This is a genomic window from Christiangramia flava JLT2011, from assembly GCF_001951155.1.
GTDB lineage: Bacteria > Bacteroidota > Bacteroidia > Flavobacteriales > Flavobacteriaceae > Christiangramia > Christiangramia flava.
This window is the reverse complement of the sequence record NZ_CP016359.1, coordinates 3,611,010-3,631,084: the sequence shown is the minus strand read 5'-3', so window position 1 is coordinate 3,631,084 and position 20,075 is coordinate 3,611,010. Positions and strand designations below refer to the sequence as shown.

Sequence of the window (20,075 nt, the reverse complement as noted above, 5' to 3'; positions counted from 1 at the left end):
CGGGATTAACCACCCACACGCTTAATATTGTAACCTTCTTTTTTCAAAATTTGCATGATCTTTTCACGATCATCACCCTGAATGATAATTTCACCATCTTTGGTAGAACCTCCAACGCCACATTTTTTCTTCAGCATCTTTCCCAGGGCGGTAAGTTCCTCATCAGGACCTTGAAATCCTTTGATGATAGTTACGGTCTTGCCGCCACGTCCTTTATTACTAAAGTGAGCTTCCAGTTGCTGTTCGCCGGGGCTTAGATCTTCCTGATCGTCTTCAGGGAGGTACTCTTTCTCGTTAAAATCATCACTGGTGGAAAAAACGAAACCGCCAAGATCCTCCAGCCCCATTTTTTTCTTTGCCATATTTATTTTTTAGCAAGTCCTATTTCTACCAGGCGCTGGTGCAAAAATTCTCCAGCGGTGATGTCTTCATATTGTTTAGGGTGATCTTCATCAATACATTCCTCCAGGCAATCCAGGCGCATATCGCTGCGTGGGTGCATGAAGAAAGGAATGGAATATCGTGGTTTGTGCCATTCTTCTTTCGGCGGATTGATCACACGGTGAATGGTAGAGCGCAATTTATTGTTGGTGTGTCTTTCGAGCATATCACCAACGTTGATCACCAATTCATCTTCCTGCGGAATGGCATCGATCCATTCTCCATCTTTTCGAAGTACCTGCAACCCACCTGTAGAAGCTCCCATCAAAAGGGTGATCAGGTTGATATCACCATGTTCACCGGCACGAACGGCACCTTTAGGTTCCGTTTCAATAGGAGGGTAGTGAATTGGTCTTAAAATACTGTTTCCATTACTGGCCCAGTGATCGAAATAATGCTCTTCCAGCCCGATGTAAATAGCAAGGGCTCTTAAGACGTAAATACCGGTTTTTTCCAGCATTCTATAGGCTTCCATACCCACATGGTTGAAATCTTTCAATTCTTCAACCTGTACGTTCGGAGGATACTCTTCAATGAGATTGGCGTCTTCAGAAGGTTCCTGCCCAAAATGCCAGAATTCCTTTAGATCACCTTCTTTTTTACCTTTTGCATGTTCTTTTCCGAAGGAAATGTAACCTCGTTGACCCGCAAGGCCTTCGATCTCATACTTTTGCTTGATATCTACCGGAAGATCAAAGAAAGATTTGACTTCTTTATAAAGTTCTTCAACCAGTTCGTCGCTTAAGAAATGATTTTTCAGCGCCACGAAGCCAATTTCTTCGTAGGCCTTACCAATTTCATTAACGAATTTTTCTTTGCGTTTAGGGTCATCTGACAGAAAATCGGCCAGATCTACGCTGGGAATATTGTTCATTGCCATTTTAGCCGTTTTATTAGGTTTTTGGTCAACAAACAAAGGTAAGTAAAATATAGGTTTTAACGCTTTGTTTATATTTTTCTTAGCATATATAAAATTAATTACATTTGAAATACAAACCTTTTTCTATGCCTGAACACTTCACTCGAGACCTTGCTTTTGATTATAAAAAGTATGACTTTCCTAACCAGCAATTACTGGAACTTTTTCAAGCTTTGTTAAAGCCCAGAATGATCGAGGAAAAAATGCTGATTTTATTGCGGCAGGGTAAAATTTCCAAGTGGTTCAGCGGAATAGGTCAGGAAGCGATTTCGGTAGGAGTGACCATGGCGATGCAGGAAAAAGAATATATCCTCCCAATGCATAGGAACCTTGGTGTTTTTACGTCACGAAATATCCCTCTTTACCGGCTTTTTTCGCAATGGCAGGGAAAAGCTTCTGGGTTTACCAAGGGACGCGATCGTAGTTTTCATTTCGGGACACAGGAATATAAGATAGTTGGGATGATCTCTCACCTGGGGCCACAGCTTGGAGTGGCCGATGGTATTGCCCTGGCACACAAAATTCGGAATGAAAAGCAAGTTACGGCGGTATTTACCGGGGAAGGAGGAACCAGCGAGGGTGATTTCCATGAGGCTCTGAACATAGCTTCTGTATGGGATCTGCCGGTGATCTTTTGCATCGAAAATAATGGCTATGGGCTTTCTACGCCTACTACGGAACAATATCGCTGTGAACACCTGGCAGATCGAGCTGCCGGTTACGGAATGGAGAGCCACATAATCGATGGTAATAATATTTTGGAAGTTTACGCTAAAGTCTCGGAAATTGCCAGTAGTGTTAGAGAGAATCCCCGGCCGGTTTTACTCGAGTTTAAAACCTTCAGAAGGAGGGGGCACGAGGAAGCAAGCGGCACTAAATATGTTCCAGAAGACCTGATGCAAGCCTGGGAAAAAAAAGACCCTGTCACCAATTTCAGGGAATATCTTGTTTCTGAAAATATCTTAACTGAAAATCAGCTTCAGGAAATTACTGATGAAATTTCTTCGGAAATTGAGGCACATCTTCAACTGGCTTTTTCTGAAGCTCCGGTGGAAGCCAATTTAAAGAATGAACTTCAGGATGTGTACGAGACAGCGGAAGAAACTAAAAATTTTCCTTCAGAAGACACCCAGGAAATTCGATTTGTGGATGCCATCGCACAGTCCATAGATGAATCGATGCAACGACATCCAGACCTGGTTTTAATGGGCCAGGATATTGCAGAATACGGTGGTGTATTTAAAATCACTGAAGGAATGCTCGAGCGCTACGGTAAAGACCGAGTTCGAAATACCCCAATTTGTGAATCGGCAATTGTATCTACTGCGGTCGGCCTGGCCATAAATGGTATGAAAGCGATGGTGGAAATGCAGTTTGGTGATTTTGTAAGTTCAGGATTCAATCCTATTGTAAATTATCTTGCAAAATTAAAATATCGCTGGGATCAGTCGGCGAACGTCGTGATCAGGATGCCGTGTGGAGCGGGAGTAGAAGCCGGACCTTTTCACAGCCAGTCTAATGAAGCCTGGTTTACAAAGGTCCCGGGTCTGAAAGTTATATATCCGGCCTTTCCTTATGATGCCAAAGGTTTGCTGAACGCCGCGTTCAACGATCCCAACCCCGTACTTTTCTTCGAGCATAAGGCTTTATACCGAAGCATCCGCCAGGAAGTGCCTAAAGATTATTATACCCTGGAACTAGGGAAGGCTGCTGTCATACAGGAAGGAGAAAAAGTTTCGGTGGTTACGTACGGAGCTGGAGTTCACTGGGCTTTAGAAAGTCTTCAGGAAGAAAAAATAGAGGATATCGAGTTGATCGACCTTCGATGTTTACAACCCCTGGATGTGGATATGATCTGTGAGTCGGTTTCTAAAACCGGTAAAGTCCTTATCCTAACCGAAGATTCTTTGTTTGGCAGCCTGGCTTCGGAAATTTCAGCCATTATCACTGAAAATTGTTTTGAAAATTTAGACGCTCCGGTCTTACGGGTGGGCAGTCTTGAAACTCCCGTTCCTTTTGCGGCAGCCCTCGAAAAACAATATCTTCCGAAGCAGCGCTTTAAAGAAAAACTACAATATTTAATAGAATATTAGGAATAATCAAATTTGATCGAAGTTTCATTAAGAATCTTTAACAACGGCCTTGTTAAAGTAATAATAATCTTTTGCTGAAACTTAGGCGTAGCAGTAATTTAGAATTGACTAATCAATAAAACTTTAAATTATGATACGTTTGATCGTTATTTTTCTGATTATCGCCATCATCGCTGCAATCTTTGGTTTTGGTGGTGTAGCTGAAGGAGCTGCAGACATTGCTAAAATTATCTTCTACATCTTTTTGGTATTATTAGTGATCTCTCTTTTAAGCAGGTTATTCAGAAGATAATCAATAATTGAAAATATAATCCAATGTCTAAATGCAACCACATTTTACATTGGATTTTTGTTTTAAAACTAAACTACTATGAAAAAGTTTTTAATACTTTTTACCATGGCCGCTCTGGTATTTAGCTGCGGGCCAAGTAAAGTCGCTAAAGAAGCGCGCAAGACATTTGATGGAAGCTGGACCTTAAACAGCGTAACATATCCTAACAATCCCGGGGAATTCAATGTAACTCTTTTCAATACCGCTTCGGCATCTTGTTTTGAGAACAGCAACTGGGATTTCGTTTCTAACAATAACCGAGGAACCTATACGGTGAACGGTGTGGGTTGTGATGGGGGCAGTAATTATTTCATCTGGTCTATAGATGAAGAAAACACTCCTTCCGGAGTATATGATTTTCTATTGAAACCCACGAATGAAGACTACAAGTCTACCACCGGAAATCAGGGTTTTCGTCTAAATCTGAAAAGTCTTTCTGATACCAATATGGTTTGGGAACAAACGGTAAGCCTGGATGGTTCACCGTTCACTATCAGAATGAATTTCACCAAAAATTAATTTTAAATACTGAAAGCTATGAAAACCATTTTTAATAAAATGTTTGTGGTACTGGCCGCGTCTGCTATGTTAATGAGCTGTGATGCGGTACAGAATGCCAATAATAAACAAAAAGGAGCCGTAATTGGCGCAACGGGAGGAGCTGTTGTGGGCGGCGTTATCGGGAATAATACCGGTGACGGAAATTCTGCTCTTGGAGCCATTATAGGCGGAGTAGTGGGAGGAACTGCCGGAGCCATTATTGGAGATCGAATGGACAAGCAGGCCAAGAAGATCGAAGAAGAAATTCCTGGAGCTGAAGTTGAAAGAGTTGGAGAAGGTATCAATGTGACTTTTGATGAAAACAGTGGTGTTTATTTCGCGACTGATAAGTATAATATCAACGCAGATTCTCAGGCAACTTTGAACAAACTGATCGATATTTTTAAGGAATATCCTCAAACCAATGTATTGGTAGAAGGTCATACCGATAATACCGGTAGCGAAAGTTATAATCTTACACTTTCTAAGAACAGAGCTCAGGCAGTGACCAGTTATTTGGTTGATGGAGGAATTAGTTCCGGAAGATTTACCACTAAATGGTATGGAGAATCTCAGCCAAAATATGATAATAGTACCGTAGAGGGTCGTGCTAAAAACAGAAGAGTGGAATTAGCTATTGTGGCTAATGATGAACTGAAGGAGCAGGCCAAACAACAGGCAGAACAACAGGATAGCGATCAAAATTAAAATCGCTTGAATGCTCAAACTAAAAATCCCGGTTTTAACCGGGATTTTTTTTGATGAATACTGAAAATTATCATGAAGTAGCTTCCGTTAATTAACTCCTAAAAGCAGTTAAACATTCTCAAAGGAGATTGTTGATGCCTTGGTCATTTTGTATCTTCAAAAGAGAAATTAAAAATTCAAATTTTTATGAAGACAGTAGATAAAATGGAGGTGTTACATAGCCAGACTCCGGAATTCATTCAGCAGGGGGAAACTGGAAAATTTCTAAAACTGATTCCCGATACGTTTATTATCAAGGGGGACGAGGTAGATGGAACATTCAATCAGGCCTATGCCATCAGGCACCTGAACAGACGCGATATGCTTTTGATCGATACCGTGGAAGCGTTAACTAAATCTGCGGTTAAAAAGCTGGTCGAAGAAGGTTATAATATTAAAGGAATTCTTATCACCTGCGACGGAATATTGAAGACGGCTTACGCAGATCTTGCCACTATTTCTAAAGACGCTGGAGATGCTCCAATATACGCCCACCCAAGAAATAATTTTAAAGATTCTTTTAAGACAAAAGATCTGACCGCTAAAGACAAAAACCTGGATGCTTTCGGGATCAATATTTTCGACCTGCCTGGAAGCGAAGGAGCTTCAGTAGTTGTTTATTCTGACATTAATGACGGAATGCTCTTCCCAGGTGAGGATGCGGTTGGTTCCGCTTATGATTCAGAATTAAACACTTTCAGCAGACCGGAAAAGAAAAATGAAAATAATGATTATGGTCTAGCCGAAAGTTGGGCCGCATTCAATACACCATTTACCTATTTATTTCCGCGGAAAGGAAAACCGGGATTCAACCTGGAAGAAGGTCACCAGATTGATATCTTAAACAGTTTGGGAAAAAGTTAAACTAGCGTTCCATAAAAGGTATTGATGATAAAACCGTTCAAAAATGAGCGGTTTTTTTATTCCTGTTCTTTTCGCTTTTCAGCTTCCTCCTCATCTTCTTTTGAGAGTATGGGGTGATCTGTAACGCCCAGTCCAACGATCAGGATAACATTGGCGATCGTTCCGTAGAGCATCATGACCACCGCAATGAGACCTCCACCTAGAATGGAAGCCATACCGAGGCTGGAATAATAAATGATCTGGTACCAAGAAGGATCTACCTGTTGTGACTCACTAATAGGGAGGTTCAGCATTAGAAAAGTGATGACCGCAACGACAATTAAAACAGTATCGCTTTTGGCAATTATGAGCACATCTTTGTAATGTCTTTTAGTTAGGCTCGTTTTTGAGGCACGGCTAATACTGAGTAAGGTAAGCATGAGCGCCAGGATTGTCACCGCACCCAAGATCACGGTATTACACAGCATGTTTATTCCAGACATGGAATCTACCAGTAACTCCCGTGCTTTATAACCTGATAGCTTTCCGAGAATAAAAGTTCCCGTACCCATGACGATTGTGGAAACAACCCCGCCAACGATGGCTCTTTTTATAATCGCATTCATCAATAGGAAATTTAAATCATCTGTAGTTTGAAATTACACTTATCTCACCAAATTTAAATCTAAGATATTGTTAAATGGCCCGGCTGTTCCTCGGAAACATAGTAATTTAAAGGAAAAACTTGCCATATGTCAAAACTCAATGTCACTCAAAAATTAATCAAAGAACATCTTCTCGAAGGCGAAATGACTCCTGGAAAGGAAATCGGAATTAAGATTGACCAGGCGCTTCTTCAGGATGCTACGGGAACGCTGGTTCAGCTGGAACTGGAAGCTATGGGACTCAAAAAAGCCCAAACCGAAGTCGCTGTTCAGTATGTAGATCATAACCTGTTGCAAACCGATTATAAAAATGCTGATGATCATTTGTTCCTGCATTCTGCTGCGCAACGTTTCGGTTTATGGTACAGCAGGCCGGGAAATGGTGTTAGCCACCCGGTTCATATGCAGCGATTCGGAAAGCCTGGTAAAACCATGGTGGGATCAGATAGTCACACCCCGGCGGCGGGTTCCCTTGGAATGTTGGCCATTGGTACGGGCGGTCTGGATGTGGCTGCCGCTATCGCCGGACAGGCCTATTTTGTCAAAATGCCAAAAGTGATGGGAGTCAAACTCACCGGAAAACTTCCCGACTGGGTGAGTGCCAAAGATGTGATCCTGGAAATGTTGAGAAGATATGATGTTAAAGGAGGCGTTGGAAAAGTGATAGAATATTATGGTGAAGGTCTTCAGTATCTGAGCGCGATGGATCGTCATGTAATTGCCAATATGGGGGCGGAACTTGGCGCTACTACTACCGTTTTCCCAAGCGACCAGGAAACTAAAAGGTTTTTGAAATCACAGGGACGTGAAGAAGATTGGACCGAATTACTGGCAGATGAAGGCTGCGAATATGATCTTAATGATGAAATTGTGCTGGATGATCTTATCCCGCTTATTGCTTTGCCAACAAGTCCCGGGAATGTTGTCCCGGTTCGGGAGGTGGAAGGAAAAGACATCAGCCAGGTGGTAATAGGATCTTCGGCAAATCCGGGATTACGGGATTTCTGGATCGCCGGAGCCATAGTTGACGGAAAATCGGTGAATAATGACGTTTCTTTTGATATCAATCCTACTTCGCGACAGATGATCCAGAATATGATTGATAATAAGGCTTTTGCCAATCTCATCAAGGCCGGTGCACGTTTTCACCAGTCCGGCTGTATGGGTTGTATCGGTATGGGACAGGCTCCGGCTTCCGGAACCATCAGTTTAAGAACAATGCCACGGAATTTCCCAGACAGATCAGGAACAAAAGATGACCAAGTACATTTGTGCAGCCCGGAAACCGCGGCAGCTTCCGCATTGACCGGAAAAATTACCGATCCTCGTGACCTGGGAAAAATCTACGGAATGAGTTACCCCCAGTTCATCCATCCGGAAACTGAAATTATCAATACCGAAATGCTGGTGGCACCGCCCGAAGACGGAACCAACGTAGAATTGAAAAAAGGACCGAACATCAAATCTCTTCCACATATCGAACCAATGAAGGATCAATATGACGTTCCGGTTCTGCTGAAAATGGGCGACAATATATCTACTGATGAAATTCTAAAAGCGGGTGCAGAAGTCCTGCCTTTCAGAAGTAACCTCCCGGAAATCAGCAAATATTCTTATACCGTTATAGATGAAACATTTTATGACCGGGCGATGGAAGCCAAGGATCAATTTGGTGGTCATATTGTGGTAGCCAAAGATAATTACGCACAGGGTTCTAGTAGAGAACATGCTGCCTTAGCCCCGAAATACCTGGGACAGGCCGCTGTAATTGCCAATTCTTACGCGCGAATCGCCTGGCAGAACCTTGTAAACTTCGGAATTTTACCTTTGGAATTCATTGATATCGCTGATTATGATAAGATCGAACAGGGAGACGAGGTTAGTTTCAGAAATTTGCGGGAAGATGTGCAAAATCGAAAAGAAATTGAAGTAGTGGTGAAAAAGAAGAGTGGAGGAGAGGCCAGTTTTAAAACACGTCATAGCCTGAGTGATCGCCAGATCAATATTCTTTTAAAAGGAGGAATTATTAATGAATTTAAAGATAAGCTGGAAGAACAGGATCTTAAAGCTTAGCATTTAAATAATAGCATTAAAAAAGCCCTTCCGAAGAAGGGCTTTATTTTTTTTAATGTGATATCATTTTTGCTTTCTTTTTCTCGCATTGCCTTTCGAGATCCTTAACGGTTGCGGCAGCGGCAGCTTCAAACGAATCCTCATTAGATTCGGCAAAAATCTCCGGGCCGGGTACGCTCAGGCGAATCTCACAGATGTACCCATTCGGTTTTTGATTTTCATCTCTTTTAAAAAAGACATTGGCTCTAATGACCCAATTATATTTATTTTCTAATTTCTCTAATTTTTTCTGCGTGAACTCCTCTAAACGTTCACTTTTAGTAAGCTGTACAAATTCAAATATTGCTTCCATAGTTTGATTTAATTTTACTTAAAGGAACCGAATTTCTGATTTTAGCCCAAACCTCTTATGCCTTATTTGGCAATATTTTAGGACTATTTTTGCAATTGAAACGAATTACCTTAAAATAGCCTTTAAATCAGCCTAAAATCTGCTAAAGTCCCGTAATTATTGACTTTTCTGAAGTACCTTTAAAAGAAAAGCAGTTGAAGGTGATGGAAAGTTTTGATTTTCAGAAAAAGATGATGGCAAGGGCCTTACAACTTGCCAGGCAAGGAGGAGAAATGGATAATGGCGGGCCATTTGGTGCTGTCGTAACCCAGGGGGAAGAAATTATTGCTGAAGCGCGGAACGAGGTTCTTTGTAACGGTGATTGCACCCAGCATGCAGAACTACGGGCTATACAACGTGCCTGTACCAAGCTGAACAAAAATGACCTGAGTGGTTGTGTGCTTTTTACGAGCTGTGAGCCATGCATGATGTGCCTGGGTGCCGCATATTGGGCGAAATTCGATTATATTTATTTTGCTGCTTCAGCAGAAGATGCACGGGATTTCGGGTTTCTGTACAGTAATATGTATTATGCTTCAGATCCAGAAAAACGACGACTCAAATTTAAAATGATTCAAATTTGTAGAGAGGAAGCGGTAAGTATTTGGCAAAAACTGAAAAGAGAGGAGAAGCTCATTAGCTAAATACTTTTAAAATAGTTTAGTTCCAAATCCGAAGATTCCATTCTTCGGATTTTATAATTCTATATATGAATAAGAACAACGAAGAAGAAGAAAAAAAGAAAAAACAGGAAAAAGTAGACCAGGAAATTGATGGTTCTGACCAGCAGCAGGACGGAACCAAAACTAAAAGCCATGGGGAAATTCTAAAGCAGCAGATCATTGAAGGTTGTGAAACTTATGATCGCAGTTGGAGCAGTATTCTTCTAAGTTCGTTTACGGCAGGCCTGGAGATCGGCTTCAGTTTTTTAATGTTGGCCACTTTGCATCATTTCGCATCCGGTTATTTTGCCGAAGAGGTTGTATTTAAACTCATGGCTTTCGTGTACCCACTCGGTTTTATTTTGGTGATTATGGGGCAGTCTATTCTTTTTACAGAGCAAACTTCACTTTTAACGCTGCCAGTTCTGAGTAATAAAAGAAGCCTGGGAAGTTTATTCCGAATCTGGGGCCTGGTAATTCTAGGAAATCTGGTAGGCGGACTCTTAATTGCATTGACACTGGTATGGGTAGGTCCAAAATTGGCAATTTTCACCGAACTGGATATTGAAAAGATAGGGCTTCATATGGTAGAATATGAAGTTTTTACCATTTTGGTAAGCGCCATTCTCGCCGGCTGGTTAATGGGCCTGCTATCCTGGCTGGTTACATCTTCCAAGGAAACGGTAGGGGAAATTATCGTGATATATTTGATAACAGCGTTAATGGGGTTTACCGGGCTGCATCATAGTATCATTGGGAATATCGAAATATTTTCAGCTATGCTGGTATCGCCGGAAATTACTATTTTGGAATATATTCAAACGCTGGTGGTAATACTGGCGGGAAATGCGATTGGAGCGGTATTTTTTGTCGCGTTATTAAAGTACCGTGCTTTTGTATTTAATGTAAAAATGCCTTAAATTCTGAAAATGAAAAAGTTATCATTGAAACTGTCGGACATTTTTAAACTGCTAAGTTTTGGAGTTCTATTGAGCATTTTTTTGAATAGTTGCGGTTCTTCGGAAAAATTAAATGATCAGCAGGTTGCCGAATTGATTTCCAGTAAGGAATTTGAAATTGAAAATGACTGGGCGATGCCTATGCGCGCAGGAAATATCAATTTGATAGGCAATCCTAATTTCATTCGGTTTCAAACTGATTCAGTATCTATATTCTTGCCATATTTTGGCGTGAGGCAAACCGGTGGCGGCTATGGTAATGCCAATGGAATTGAATATGAAGGCCCGGTTAAGAATTTAAAAATTTCCGAAAACGTCAATTCGGCTTACGGGCAAATCCAGTTTGAAGGAAATAACGGTACGGAAAATTTAAAATTCAGCATATTAATATTTGAAAATGGTAAGACGAATACAAATGTTACCAGCAGCCAGCGGGATGCTATTAGTTACCGTGGAAGAATTAGTCATTTGCCAGAAACAGAATAAGAAAGGATTAAAAAAATCTATTTTACATAATATAAATTATAGTGCAAATGTATTTTTTTTAAATGAGGAAAGATATTCAGACTATTATTGACAAACTGCAATTACAGCCACATCCTGAAGGCGGTTACTTTCGCGAGATCTATAGAAGTCCTGAGATCATTCCGAAGAAAGCTCTCAAAAATAATTATTCTGGAGATCGCAATGTTTGTACAAGTATTTATTTTCTTTTGACTTCAGAAAGTTTTTCAGCATTTCATAAAATTTACCAGGATGAAATCTGGCATTTTTATCAAGGCTCAGGAATCAGTCTGCAAATCATTTCCGCATCTGGTGAACATTCAGAAATAATGATTGGAAATAATCTTCAGAAAAATGAGCATTTGCAATATGTTATTCCGGGAGGAAATTATTTTGCGGCCAGCGTCCAGGAACCAGATTCCTTTGCTTTGGTTGGTTGTACCGTAGCTCCAGGTTTTGATTTTGATGATTTTTACATACCTAAACGTGAAGAATTATTAAAAAAATTTCCCCGGCATGCCAATGTCATCCATCAATATACCAGGGAAAATTAAAGCTACCACTAAGCGTTCTAGTCCTTACGATTTTCAACTTTTATGATACTTCCGTCTTTACGAAATTCCACGTCCATGTTTTTTCCTTTTTGCTTGAATTCCACATCATAGAATTCACCTTCCTTCGCATTCATCACATGTTCCACTTCAGTGATTTCACGGTCAGCATATTTTTCTTCAATAATTTGTTTCACCACTTCTGGAAGTTCCTCTTTATCAATACTATTTTCTGTCTCGACCCAACTTCCATCAGCATTAAAATCGGCCCGGTATTTGATCCCGTCTTTTTTGAAATGAGCTTCCCAGTAATCGTGGTCATCCTGTTTCCAGTCGGGATCGTCTTCTCCCGGATATTTCTTTTGGAAATTTTCTTGAACCGCTAACGGAGCTCCATCTTTTTCACTTTTTTGGTCCTTTTTCTTTTCCTGGCAGCTCAGCAGGCTTACTGAAAAAATGGCCAGGATTAAAAAACTAAATCTTTTCATAATTATTGGTTTTATCCAAATTTACGATAGCTTTGAAGGGCAAATCGCTAAGATTCTGCTAAAAGTCACGGTGATAAAAAGTTATTTTATTCCTAAAATCTCCAAGATGATCCAACTTCAACAAACCAATTCTGAAAATGCCGATTTTCGCAAACTCGTTCAGGATTTAGATAAGTACCTGGCAGTTTGTGATGGCGATGAGCATGGTTTTTACGATCAGTTCAACAAACTGGACCAGTTAGACCATGTGATTGTGGCTTATGCGGAAAATGTTCCTGTGGGCTGTGGGGCTTTTAAGAAATTCGGAAGCGATTCCGTAGAGATCAAGCGGATGTATGTAAAACCGGAATATCGAAACCAGGGTTTGGCTTCTATGATTCTTCGGGAATTGGAGAATTGGGCTGAATCATTAGGTTTTGCTGAAGTTTATCTTGAAACCGGAAAGCGCCAGACTGAAGCGGTGGCATTTTATCAAAAATTAGCATATCAGGTTATTCCAAATTATCCGCCGTATGAAAATATGGAAAACAGCCTGTGTTTTCAGAAGAAATTTTAGGCCTCTTCCCCTTCCCTTTCATGCGCTTCCACATCTTTTTGCAAATCCAGTTTTCTGAAAGAGGGGAAAATACCGCCCATACCAAGAACTGTTAGTAAGGTCATACTTCCACCAAATACTACTGCAGGGACTGTTCCCATTAACCTGGCGGTAAGTCCGCTCTCGAAAGCTCCCAGTTCATTGGAAGATCCTACGAAAATAGAATTCACTGAAGAAACCCTGCCCCGCATATGATCGGGTGTTTTTAGTTGCAGAATGGTTTGCCTGATGACCATGGAAACCCCATCAGTAATACCGCTTAAGAATAGTGCGAAAACCGAGAGCCAGAAATATTCAGAAATTCCGAAGAGGATGATACTGAGACCAAAACCGAAAACGGCTAGAAGCAATTTCATCCCGGCTCGTTTATTCAGCGGGTAGTAGGCCGAAGTGAACATGATGATGACCGCACCCACTGCCGGAGCTGCCCGTAAAATGCCAAATCCCTGGGCTCCTACTTTCAGAATATCCTGTGCGAAAACCGGTAATAGCGCCACTGCTCCGCCAAAGAGCACGGCGACCATATCCAGGGCAATGGCACCAAAAATGACTTTTTTACGAAAGACAAAATAAATACCTTCTTTTAAACTTTTGAAAACTGGCTCCCCAATTTTTGGATTCAGAATCGGTTTTTTTGAAATGGCCGTTAGACACAATAACGCAATGATCACAAAACCGAAAATCAGCAGCATGGACCAGTGTACCCCAATCCAGTGAATACTGAAACCTGCCAGAGCCGGGCCTAATACAGATGCGAGCTGCCACACGGAACTGTTCCAGGTTGCCGCGTTGGGATAGATCTTTTTAGGAACGATGAGCCCGAATAACGAGAAGTTGACAGGCCCAAGAAATGCCCTTACGATACCGCCGATGAAAATGAGGAAGTATATGGCATAAAGGGTGAATTTGGTACTCAGTCCATCAGTTACCGTTGGCCAGGTTAACAGGAATAATCCAATGCTGATCACTGAAAATCCCAGTAAACACTTCAGTAATAAGCCTTTTTTTTCTTTTTGATCCACGATATGACCGGCAAAAAGCGCTAAGGAAACTGCGGGAATTACCTCCATAAGTCCAATAATCCCCAATGAAAACGGATCTTTCGTAAGATTATACACTTCCCATTCAATCACGATGAACTGCATGGTACGTGCGAAAACAAAAGCGAATCGCAACAGCAAAAACATTCGGAATTCACCGTAACGCAGCGCCGCATAAGGATCGGTTTTAGGCATGGGATATTGGGATAAACTTATTGACTTTCAAATGTAACCATTCAGCAGAATTCTGTTTTCTGAAAAAAGCAAAAAAAAAGCACAAACTCAAAGAGCTGTGCTTTTTAATATCACTAATGTAAACCTTAGATTTTGTTTCCGTGGATATCCAGCTCCACAACCGGTTTTCCAAGTTTTTTCACTTCTTCCAATTGCGTGGCCTTATCACCAACCACCACATAAATCATTTCATATTCTGAAAGATATTCATTGATCACCTCCTTAAAATCTTCTTCTTTCATCTCCATCAACTCTTCCTGCATATCTTCAATATAAGAAGGATCTTTGCCATATTTACTGATTTCTCTTAAAATGCCCAGCTTTGCACCGAGGCTTTCATAAGCGCGGGTGTTTTCTTTGAGCAGTTTGTTCTGGGTAAGTTTTACTTCTTCCGCCCCAAAATCGGCTGCGTAATTCTGAACCATTTCCTCAATAATTTCCAGAGAAGATAGCGTTGCATTGGCTCTTACGCTGGTACGGATATAAAATGGAGAAACTTCCAGGTTATCTGAAATGCCGGAATACGCACCGTAAGTATAGCCTTTTTCGATCCGCAGGGTTTGAAACAATTTCCCGCTGGAGCCGCCACCAAGAATTTCATTGGCAAAATTCAGTTTTGCCGCATCGCTGTCTTCTCCGGAAAGCACGAGCTTCCCAATGAGGATAACCGATTGCTTGGCATCTGGCACATCGATAAAATAGAGCTTCCCTCCTTCTCCTTCCGGCTGAATCTCATCATTGGCTATCTCAGGCGATGCATTTTTCCAACTGGCAGAAAAATCCTGGAGTGTTTGCTGAACTTCGGGTTTGGTAATTGACCCAACCACATGAAAACTCGCATTTTCTGGAGCTAATTGGGAATAATAGGCCTGTAAGTCCGCTATTGTAATAGCCTGAGCAGATTCCATAGTTCCCATTCCCGGCACGCCAAAACTGTTATCTTTTCCATAGAGCAGTCTATAAAAAACAGTCTGAGCGATCGCCTGCGGATTGGCTTCCATACCTTTCAGATTGGTTTGCAGCGCGCTTTTCAATCGGTCGAACTCCTTTTCATCCCATCGTGGTTCCAGCATGATCTCCTGAACCAGTTCCATGGTAGGTTCAAAATTTTTGGCCAGACAGGTTCCAGTAATATGAAGGTCTTCGTTGGAACTATACATATAAATACTAGCTCCCAAAAGACCTATTGCTTCCTCCAGTTCGGCCGGCGTTTTAGACGCGGTTCCCTGCATCATCAAATCGGTTAATAGGGACGCGACACCCGGTTTGTTTTCAGGATCCAGTAGCTGTCCTCCGGGAATACTAATGTCGAATTGGACCAGTGGTACTTCCCGATTCTCAATTCCATAGATTTCCATACCATTAGAGAGTTCGGCTGTCCACACCTCAGGAGATTGAAACAGTGGCAACTCCCCAAAATCAGGCTCGCTGCGGTCATATTTTGACTCTGTTTTCTGATAATCGGCTTCTTCACCCTGGCTAACTTCTTCGCTTGCAACATCGCTTTTTACTTCCTCAATCCATACTTCAGCTTCTTCGGAACCCGATACAGCCAGATCCACGTTTCCTTTTGGCACAAAACTGGTCATGACATAGGCTTTATCCTGAATGTATTTCTGGTAGACATTCATCACATCTGCTGCTGAAACTGCATTGGTCAATTCCGCAGTTTTACTGATGTAACCAGGATCATTGTTGAATTCATTATCCTGTACCAACTGGAATGCTTTATTCAGAATGGTGCTTACACCCTGGTATAACTGAGTTTCGAGTTCAGCCTTGATGCGTTTTAATTCCTGATGGTCAACGCCATTCTTTTCAAAATCTGAAAGACCTTTTTCGATTGCCAGCTTCACGCTATCCAGATCGGTATTTGCATTGGCTCGAACGCGGAAGATGAATTCACCGGCCAGCTCATTGCTGCTTTGATAAGTTCCCACATTGGGAGCCAATTTTGCCTCTTCTACCACGCTTTTGTACAAGGGTGATTTTTTGCTTCCACTCAACAGCTGTCCCAGAATTTGCAAGGCATACATGTCTTTGTTGTAATCTTCTACCGTTGGGAATACCATTCTTAGTTCCGGTAATTTGGCAAAATTATCTTCAAAATAGAGCGATTTTGTTTCTTGCAGTTGTACGGGTTTTGCTTCTATTGGAGCCACTTCAGGGCCGCCGGGGATTTCTCCAAACCATCTCTTCACTAGCTCCTTGGTCTTTTCCACATCGATATCCCCGGCAATGACTAGTGAGGCATTACTGGCTCCATAATATTGGTTATAAAATTCCTTGACATCTTCCAGGGTGGCCGATTGAAGATCTGGTAGTTGACCAATAACCGTCCAGTTGTAAGGATGGTCTTTCGGATAGAGATTTTTCCTGATTACTTCATCAGTATAACCGTAAGGAGAGTTATCCACGCGTTCCCGTTTTTCATTTTTCACGACCTGTTTTTCACGCTCTAGCGCTGCCTGCGTTACCGTGTTGATCATGTATCCAAATCGATCAGAGTCGATCCACAGGATCTTTTCAAAAGCATCTTTCGGGACTACTTCATAATATACGGTTCCATCGCTCCAGGTTCCACCATTTCGACTTCCACCCCACTCCGGGATCATCTTACGGTTAGCACCGCGAGGCACATTTTCCGAATCATTAAAGCTCATGTGCTCAAAGAAATGGGCAAAGCCGGTCTTACCAGGTTTTTCTCTATTGGAACCTACGTGCATCATGGTAGCTACTGCCACAATTGGGTCGCTATGATCCTCATGCAGAATCACTTCGAGACCGTTATCTAAAGTGAATTTTTCATAATCTATTTTAAAGTCGCTTGCAGTATTTGTTGCGTTTTGTGACTGACTGAATAGTATATTTCCGGCAACAACCGTTACCAGGAACAAAAGGTATTTGTTTCTCATAAATGTAAATTTTGTTGGATGATTTCTAAAAATAAACAATTCAGGTTAAAACCTGGGAAAGTTTATCTATTAAAGAAATCCAAAAGACCGTGGTCGTGTTTCTTCAGAATTGTACATTCACTAAAAATCTACCCATGGCAGCAGGAGGATCGAACATCGCTATTTACGGAGCGATCGCAGCAAATATTCTAATCGCAATCAGCAAATTCATAGCTTCATTTTTCACCGGAAGTTCAGCGATGCTGGCGGAAGGAATTCATTCGCTGGTTGATACGGGTAATGGTTTACTATTGTTACTCGGCATTAAAAAATCCAAACAGAAACCAGATAAACAACATCCATTTGGATACGGGAAGGAAGTATATTTCTGGAGTTTTGTGGTGAGTATCCTGATTTTTGCGCTCGGTGGTGGTTTTGCGATCTATGAAGGTGTACACGCCCTTCAGGATCCTCATACCATGGAAGATCCTACCTGGAATTATATCGTGCTGGTCGCTGCGATCTTATTCGAAGGAACTTCTTTAGTAATTGCTGTGCGGACCTTCAATAAATCGAGGAAGACGAAATCCAAGAACCTGATCAAAAATATCATCCGTAGTAAAGACGCCTCCACGTTTGCGGTAATTATTGAAGATACCGCTGCAGTCACTGGCCTATTTATCGCTCTTCTGGGGGTGTTCCTGGCTCAGGAACTGGATAACCCACTAATAGACGGTGGCGCTTCCATAGTTATCGGTGCGATTCTATTAACGGTGGCAACTTTTCTGGCCCATGAAAGCAAAGGCCTGTTACTGGGAGAAAGTGCCCAGCCGGAAGTGATCGAAGATGTGGATAGGATCATCAATTCTAACCCGCATATCTTGAATTCGAATATTCCGCAGACGATGCATTTTAGTCCGGATCAAATTTTACTTATTGTTGAAGTAGATATTACAGATGATTTGCAGCTGGTGGAAGCGGAAGAGATCATTGACAAGCTTCGGAAAGAGATCAAGGAAAAACATCCCAAAATTAGGGAAGTCTATATTCAAACAACCAATCATTTGGAACCGAAAATTGCATAAAAAAAGCCATCAAATGATGGCTTTAGTTCTGTATATCAGGTTATCGCTTAGTCGATTAGCTCAACATTAATAGCATTAATTCCTTTTCTACCTTGTTCTGTCTCGAATCTCACTCGGTCATTTTCACGAATATCGTCGATAAGACCACTTTGGTGTACAAAGATATCTTCCTGTGAATCGTCTGAATTAATAAAACCAAATCCTTTGGTATTATTGAAAAATTTTACTTTACCTTCTTGCATTATATTGCATATTAAATATTACTATGTTGCCATGCTCGTTTATAGATTGTATGGCTTCCAATCTTCAATGATAATTAAATAGAGAAGTAAACTTACTAGAAAGAATTCCGTTGGGAATTTAAAAAGTGGAGAAAACTAAAATATTTACGGTGCAAACCTAGCGCAAATATTTGGATAAGTTTGCATGATTATCAAAATCTTGTAAAAATATATTCTTTACTGGTTTACAGCTTTTTAACTCTTACAGCATTCAGGCCGCGCATTCCCTGTTCCAGTTCAAAAGAAACCTTATCATTTTCCATGATCTCTTCCTCGAGTCCGCTAACGTGAACAAAGTATTTTTCACCGGTAGTTTTACCAATGATGAATCCAAAACCTTTAGAATGATCGAAAAATGAGACTTTTCCTTCGGTGTCCAGAATAACTTCCTCCTCCTCGCGATCTTCTTTCTTGGGTACTGAAATTTCAATGTCTTCTGCCTGTACCTCCACTTTTTCCGATGAATCTGGTGGTGTATCAGTGAGATTACCATTGGCATCCACGTAGGCAATCATATCTTCGAAGGAACCGCCTTTATTGGAGTTTTCTTTGCGCTCCAGCCTTCTGGCTTCTTTTTCCTTCTTCTTTTTAAGCTTCTTTTTTTCTTTTTCGCGTTTGTTTTGAGTTTGTCCGGATCTTGCCATTCACAAATTTTATGTTACTATTCGCCTTGCAATTTCAATGCGTTGAACCACTAAACGAATACCAGAAAATGTAATGTGTAAGATTATCTTTTGAAGAATTTATTCAGCGAGAGCAATGGTTTTTCAACCTGCACCGAAATTTTTTCAAAGGTACGCGAAAAAAAGGGTTTTCAATAATTTATGCGGAAAATCTCTGGTTTCAAATCGTTAATTCTTTGATCAGGAGTCTTTTTCATTAAGATATTTAAAAACTGCGGAAAAATCCAGGTCGGCCATATTCTTATGTTTTGCCAGCCCATACACTTCTTTCGCGGCATTGGTAAGCGGGCTTGGCTGGCCATATTCGTATGCGGTTTCCGTAAATAAATGCAAATCTTTCTGAAGATGCTTCAGTGGGAAATTAGGCTCGTAGTTGTTTTCTTCGATCCGGCTTCTGAAAACATCAAGAATTGGCGCGGTAACGGGCGTTTTCAAAAGAATATCCATCCCGGTTTTTTTATCAATTCCCATGGCCATTCCCAAATTCAGACTTTCAGAAAAAGCCAGCATACTTTGTCCCAGAAGCTGGTTGATCATAATTTTCATGGCCGAACCTTTGCCGTGTGGTCCCACATGAATGGCATCTTTTCCCATTTTGTCCAGCAATGATTTCACCTCTTCCAGGTCTTGCTGCTCCCCTCCTACGAGAAATAACAATTGCGCATCGGCTGCTGCAGCTTTGGAACCGGAAACCGGCGCGTCCAGAAATCGGATATTCTTTTGAGTGGCCAGCTTGGCCATTTTCTCACTGAAGGATGGATTCACGGTGCTGGAATCTACCCAAATGGCATTTTCGGGTAAACCTTCTAGAAAACCATTATCGCCAGTTGCTAGTTCTTCCACTACCTGAGGGTTTTCAAGCATTGTAAAAAGAACCTGTACATCTTCGGCAGCCTCAGAAGGCGTATTAGCCCATTCTGCACCTTGTTTCAGTAAATGTTGTGCCTTGCTTTTAGTGCGGTTGTATACCTTCAGGTCATAACCGGCATTTTGAAGGTTGGCCGCCATCCGGCTACCCATAATTCCCAGGCCAATAAATCCAATTTTCATGCTTTC

At 41.4% G+C, this 20,075-nt stretch carries 22 protein-coding genes; 12 read left to right on the top strand and 10 right to left on the bottom strand.

Features of this window, described 5'->3' with window-relative positions:
* Nucleotides 1-5: 5 nt before the first annotated feature.
* Nucleotides 6-362 carry a translation initiation factor gene (locus GRFL_RS16185; RefSeq protein WP_083645589.1) on the bottom strand — a complete coding sequence of 119 codons (357 nt, stop codon included), beginning with the start codon at nucleotides 360-362 and terminating at the stop codon, nucleotides 6-8.
* 2 nt (nucleotides 363-364) lie between these two features.
* A complete protein-coding gene (locus tag GRFL_RS16180; RefSeq protein ID WP_083646214.1) occupies nucleotides 365-1,315 on the bottom strand; it encodes an isopenicillin N synthase family dioxygenase in 951 nt (316 codons plus the stop codon).
* Nucleotides 1,316-1,446: 131 nt separating this feature from the next.
* On the opposite strand from GRFL_RS16180, the gene GRFL_RS16175 reads away from it, so the two are divergent.
* The 5 genes from GRFL_RS16175 (at nucleotide 1,447) to GRFL_RS16155 (ending at nucleotide 5,935) form a co-directional block, all read left to right on the top strand.
* Complete coding sequence (locus GRFL_RS16175; protein ID WP_083645588.1) at nucleotides 1,447-3,453, top strand: alpha-ketoacid dehydrogenase subunit alpha/beta; 2,007 nt, start codon at nucleotides 1,447-1,449, stop codon at nucleotides 3,451-3,453.
* A 130-nt stretch (nucleotides 3,454-3,583) separates the two neighbouring features.
* Nucleotides 3,584-3,745, top strand: a complete 162-nt coding sequence (locus tag GRFL_RS16170) for a DUF1328 family protein (protein ID WP_083645587.1) — start codon at nucleotides 3,584-3,586, stop codon at nucleotides 3,743-3,745.
* 78 nt (nucleotides 3,746-3,823) lie between these two features.
* Nucleotides 3,824-4,303: a lipocalin family protein gene (locus GRFL_RS16165; protein WP_083645586.1), complete on the top strand. Its 480-nt coding sequence runs from the start codon at nucleotides 3,824-3,826 to the stop codon at nucleotides 4,301-4,303.
* Nucleotides 4,304-4,321: 18 nt separating this feature from the next.
* Nucleotides 4,322-5,032: a YiaD family glycine zipper/OmpA-like lipoprotein gene (locus GRFL_RS16160; RefSeq protein WP_083645585.1), complete on the top strand. Its 711-nt coding sequence runs from the start codon at nucleotides 4,322-4,324 to the stop codon at nucleotides 5,030-5,032.
* 186 nt (nucleotides 5,033-5,218) lie between these two features.
* Nucleotides 5,219-5,935 (top strand): hypothetical protein, encoded by a 717-nt coding sequence (locus GRFL_RS16155; protein ID WP_083645584.1) that lies wholly within the window; start codon nucleotides 5,219-5,221, stop codon nucleotides 5,933-5,935.
* Nucleotides 5,936-5,991: 56 nt separating this feature from the next.
* Here GRFL_RS16155 and GRFL_RS16150 read toward each other — a convergent pair whose 3' ends face one another.
* Nucleotides 5,992-6,540: a hypothetical protein gene (locus tag GRFL_RS16150; protein ID WP_083645583.1), complete on the bottom strand. Its 549-nt coding sequence runs from the start codon at nucleotides 6,538-6,540 to the stop codon at nucleotides 5,992-5,994.
* 126 nt (nucleotides 6,541-6,666) lie between these two features.
* On the opposite strand from GRFL_RS16150, the gene GRFL_RS16145 reads away from it, so the two are divergent.
* Nucleotides 6,667-8,652 carry an aconitate hydratase gene (locus GRFL_RS16145; protein WP_083645582.1) on the top strand — a complete coding sequence of 662 codons (1,986 nt, stop codon included), beginning with the start codon at nucleotides 6,667-6,669 and terminating at the stop codon, nucleotides 8,650-8,652.
* Between the two features lie 52 nt (nucleotides 8,653-8,704).
* Here the strand turns inward: GRFL_RS16145 and GRFL_RS16140 are convergent, their stop codons facing one another.
* Entirely contained in the window at nucleotides 8,705-9,004 is a 300-nt protein-coding gene (locus GRFL_RS16140; RefSeq protein WP_083645581.1) for an HPF/RaiA family ribosome-associated protein, read from the bottom strand.
* A 203-nt stretch (nucleotides 9,005-9,207) separates the two neighbouring features.
* On the opposite strand from GRFL_RS16140, the gene GRFL_RS16135 reads away from it, so the two are divergent.
* The 4 genes from GRFL_RS16135 to GRFL_RS16120 all read left to right on the top strand — a co-directional run bounded on the left by GRFL_RS16135 (nucleotide 9,208) and on the right by GRFL_RS16120 (nucleotide 11,722).
* A complete protein-coding gene (locus GRFL_RS16135; protein WP_083645580.1) occupies nucleotides 9,208-9,687 on the top strand; it encodes a nucleoside deaminase in 480 nt (159 codons plus the stop codon).
* A gap of 65 nt (nucleotides 9,688-9,752) precedes the next feature.
* Complete coding sequence (locus tag GRFL_RS16130) at nucleotides 9,753-10,625, top strand: formate/nitrite transporter family protein (RefSeq protein WP_083645579.1); 873 nt, start codon at nucleotides 9,753-9,755, stop codon at nucleotides 10,623-10,625.
* Nucleotides 10,626-10,634: 9 nt separating this feature from the next.
* Nucleotides 10,635-11,150, top strand: a complete 516-nt coding sequence (locus GRFL_RS16125; RefSeq protein WP_083645578.1) for a DUF4251 domain-containing protein — start codon at nucleotides 10,635-10,637, stop codon at nucleotides 11,148-11,150.
* A gap of 62 nt (nucleotides 11,151-11,212) precedes the next feature.
* Nucleotides 11,213-11,722, top strand: a complete 510-nt coding sequence (locus GRFL_RS16120) for a cupin domain-containing protein (RefSeq protein ID WP_083645577.1) — start codon at nucleotides 11,213-11,215, stop codon at nucleotides 11,720-11,722.
* A gap of 17 nt (nucleotides 11,723-11,739) precedes the next feature.
* On the opposite strand, the gene GRFL_RS16115 is transcribed toward GRFL_RS16120, so the two are convergent.
* Nucleotides 11,740-12,207 (bottom strand): PepSY-like domain-containing protein, encoded by a 468-nt coding sequence (locus GRFL_RS16115; RefSeq protein WP_083645576.1) that lies wholly within the window; start codon nucleotides 12,205-12,207, stop codon nucleotides 11,740-11,742.
* Between the two features lie 106 nt (nucleotides 12,208-12,313).
* On the opposite strand from GRFL_RS16115, the gene GRFL_RS16110 reads away from it, so the two are divergent.
* Nucleotides 12,314-12,763 carry a GNAT family N-acetyltransferase gene (locus tag GRFL_RS16110; RefSeq protein WP_083646212.1) on the top strand — a complete coding sequence of 150 codons (450 nt, stop codon included), beginning with the start codon at nucleotides 12,314-12,316 and terminating at the stop codon, nucleotides 12,761-12,763.
* Here GRFL_RS16110 and GRFL_RS16105 read toward each other — a convergent pair.
* Together GRFL_RS16105 and GRFL_RS16100 are read right to left on the bottom strand one after the other, a co-directional pair.
* Nucleotides 12,760-14,037, bottom strand: a complete 1,278-nt coding sequence (locus GRFL_RS16105; RefSeq protein ID WP_083645575.1) for an MFS transporter — start codon at nucleotides 14,035-14,037, stop codon at nucleotides 12,760-12,762. The two genes, GRFL_RS16110 and GRFL_RS16105, sit on opposite strands and share 4 nt — an antisense overlap.
* 125 nt (nucleotides 14,038-14,162) lie before the next feature.
* Nucleotides 14,163-16,991 carry a M16 family metallopeptidase gene (locus GRFL_RS16100; protein ID WP_083645574.1) on the bottom strand — a complete coding sequence of 943 codons (2,829 nt, stop codon included), beginning with the start codon at nucleotides 16,989-16,991 and terminating at the stop codon, nucleotides 14,163-14,165.
* 134 nt (nucleotides 16,992-17,125) lie between these two features.
* On the opposite strand from GRFL_RS16100, the gene GRFL_RS16095 reads away from it, so the two are divergent.
* Nucleotides 17,126-18,055 carry a cation diffusion facilitator family transporter gene (locus tag GRFL_RS16095; RefSeq protein WP_083645573.1) on the top strand — a complete coding sequence of 310 codons (930 nt, stop codon included), beginning with the start codon at nucleotides 17,126-17,128 and terminating at the stop codon, nucleotides 18,053-18,055.
* Nucleotides 18,056-18,102: 47 nt separating this feature from the next.
* Here the strand turns inward: GRFL_RS16095 and GRFL_RS16090 are convergent, their stop codons facing one another.
* The 3 genes from GRFL_RS16090 to GRFL_RS16080 form a co-directional block, all read right to left on the bottom strand.
* Nucleotides 18,103-18,297 carry a cold-shock protein gene (locus tag GRFL_RS16090; protein WP_083645572.1) on the bottom strand — a complete coding sequence of 65 codons (195 nt, stop codon included), beginning with the start codon at nucleotides 18,295-18,297 and terminating at the stop codon, nucleotides 18,103-18,105.
* A 224-nt stretch (nucleotides 18,298-18,521) separates the two neighbouring features.
* Complete coding sequence (locus GRFL_RS16085) at nucleotides 18,522-18,980, bottom strand: cold-shock protein (protein WP_083645571.1); 459 nt, start codon at nucleotides 18,978-18,980, stop codon at nucleotides 18,522-18,524.
* 219 nt (nucleotides 18,981-19,199) lie between these two features.
* A complete protein-coding gene (locus GRFL_RS16080; RefSeq protein ID WP_083645570.1) occupies nucleotides 19,200-20,069 on the bottom strand; it encodes an NAD(P)-dependent oxidoreductase in 870 nt (289 codons plus the stop codon).
* Nucleotides 20,070-20,075 lie beyond the last annotated feature (6 nt).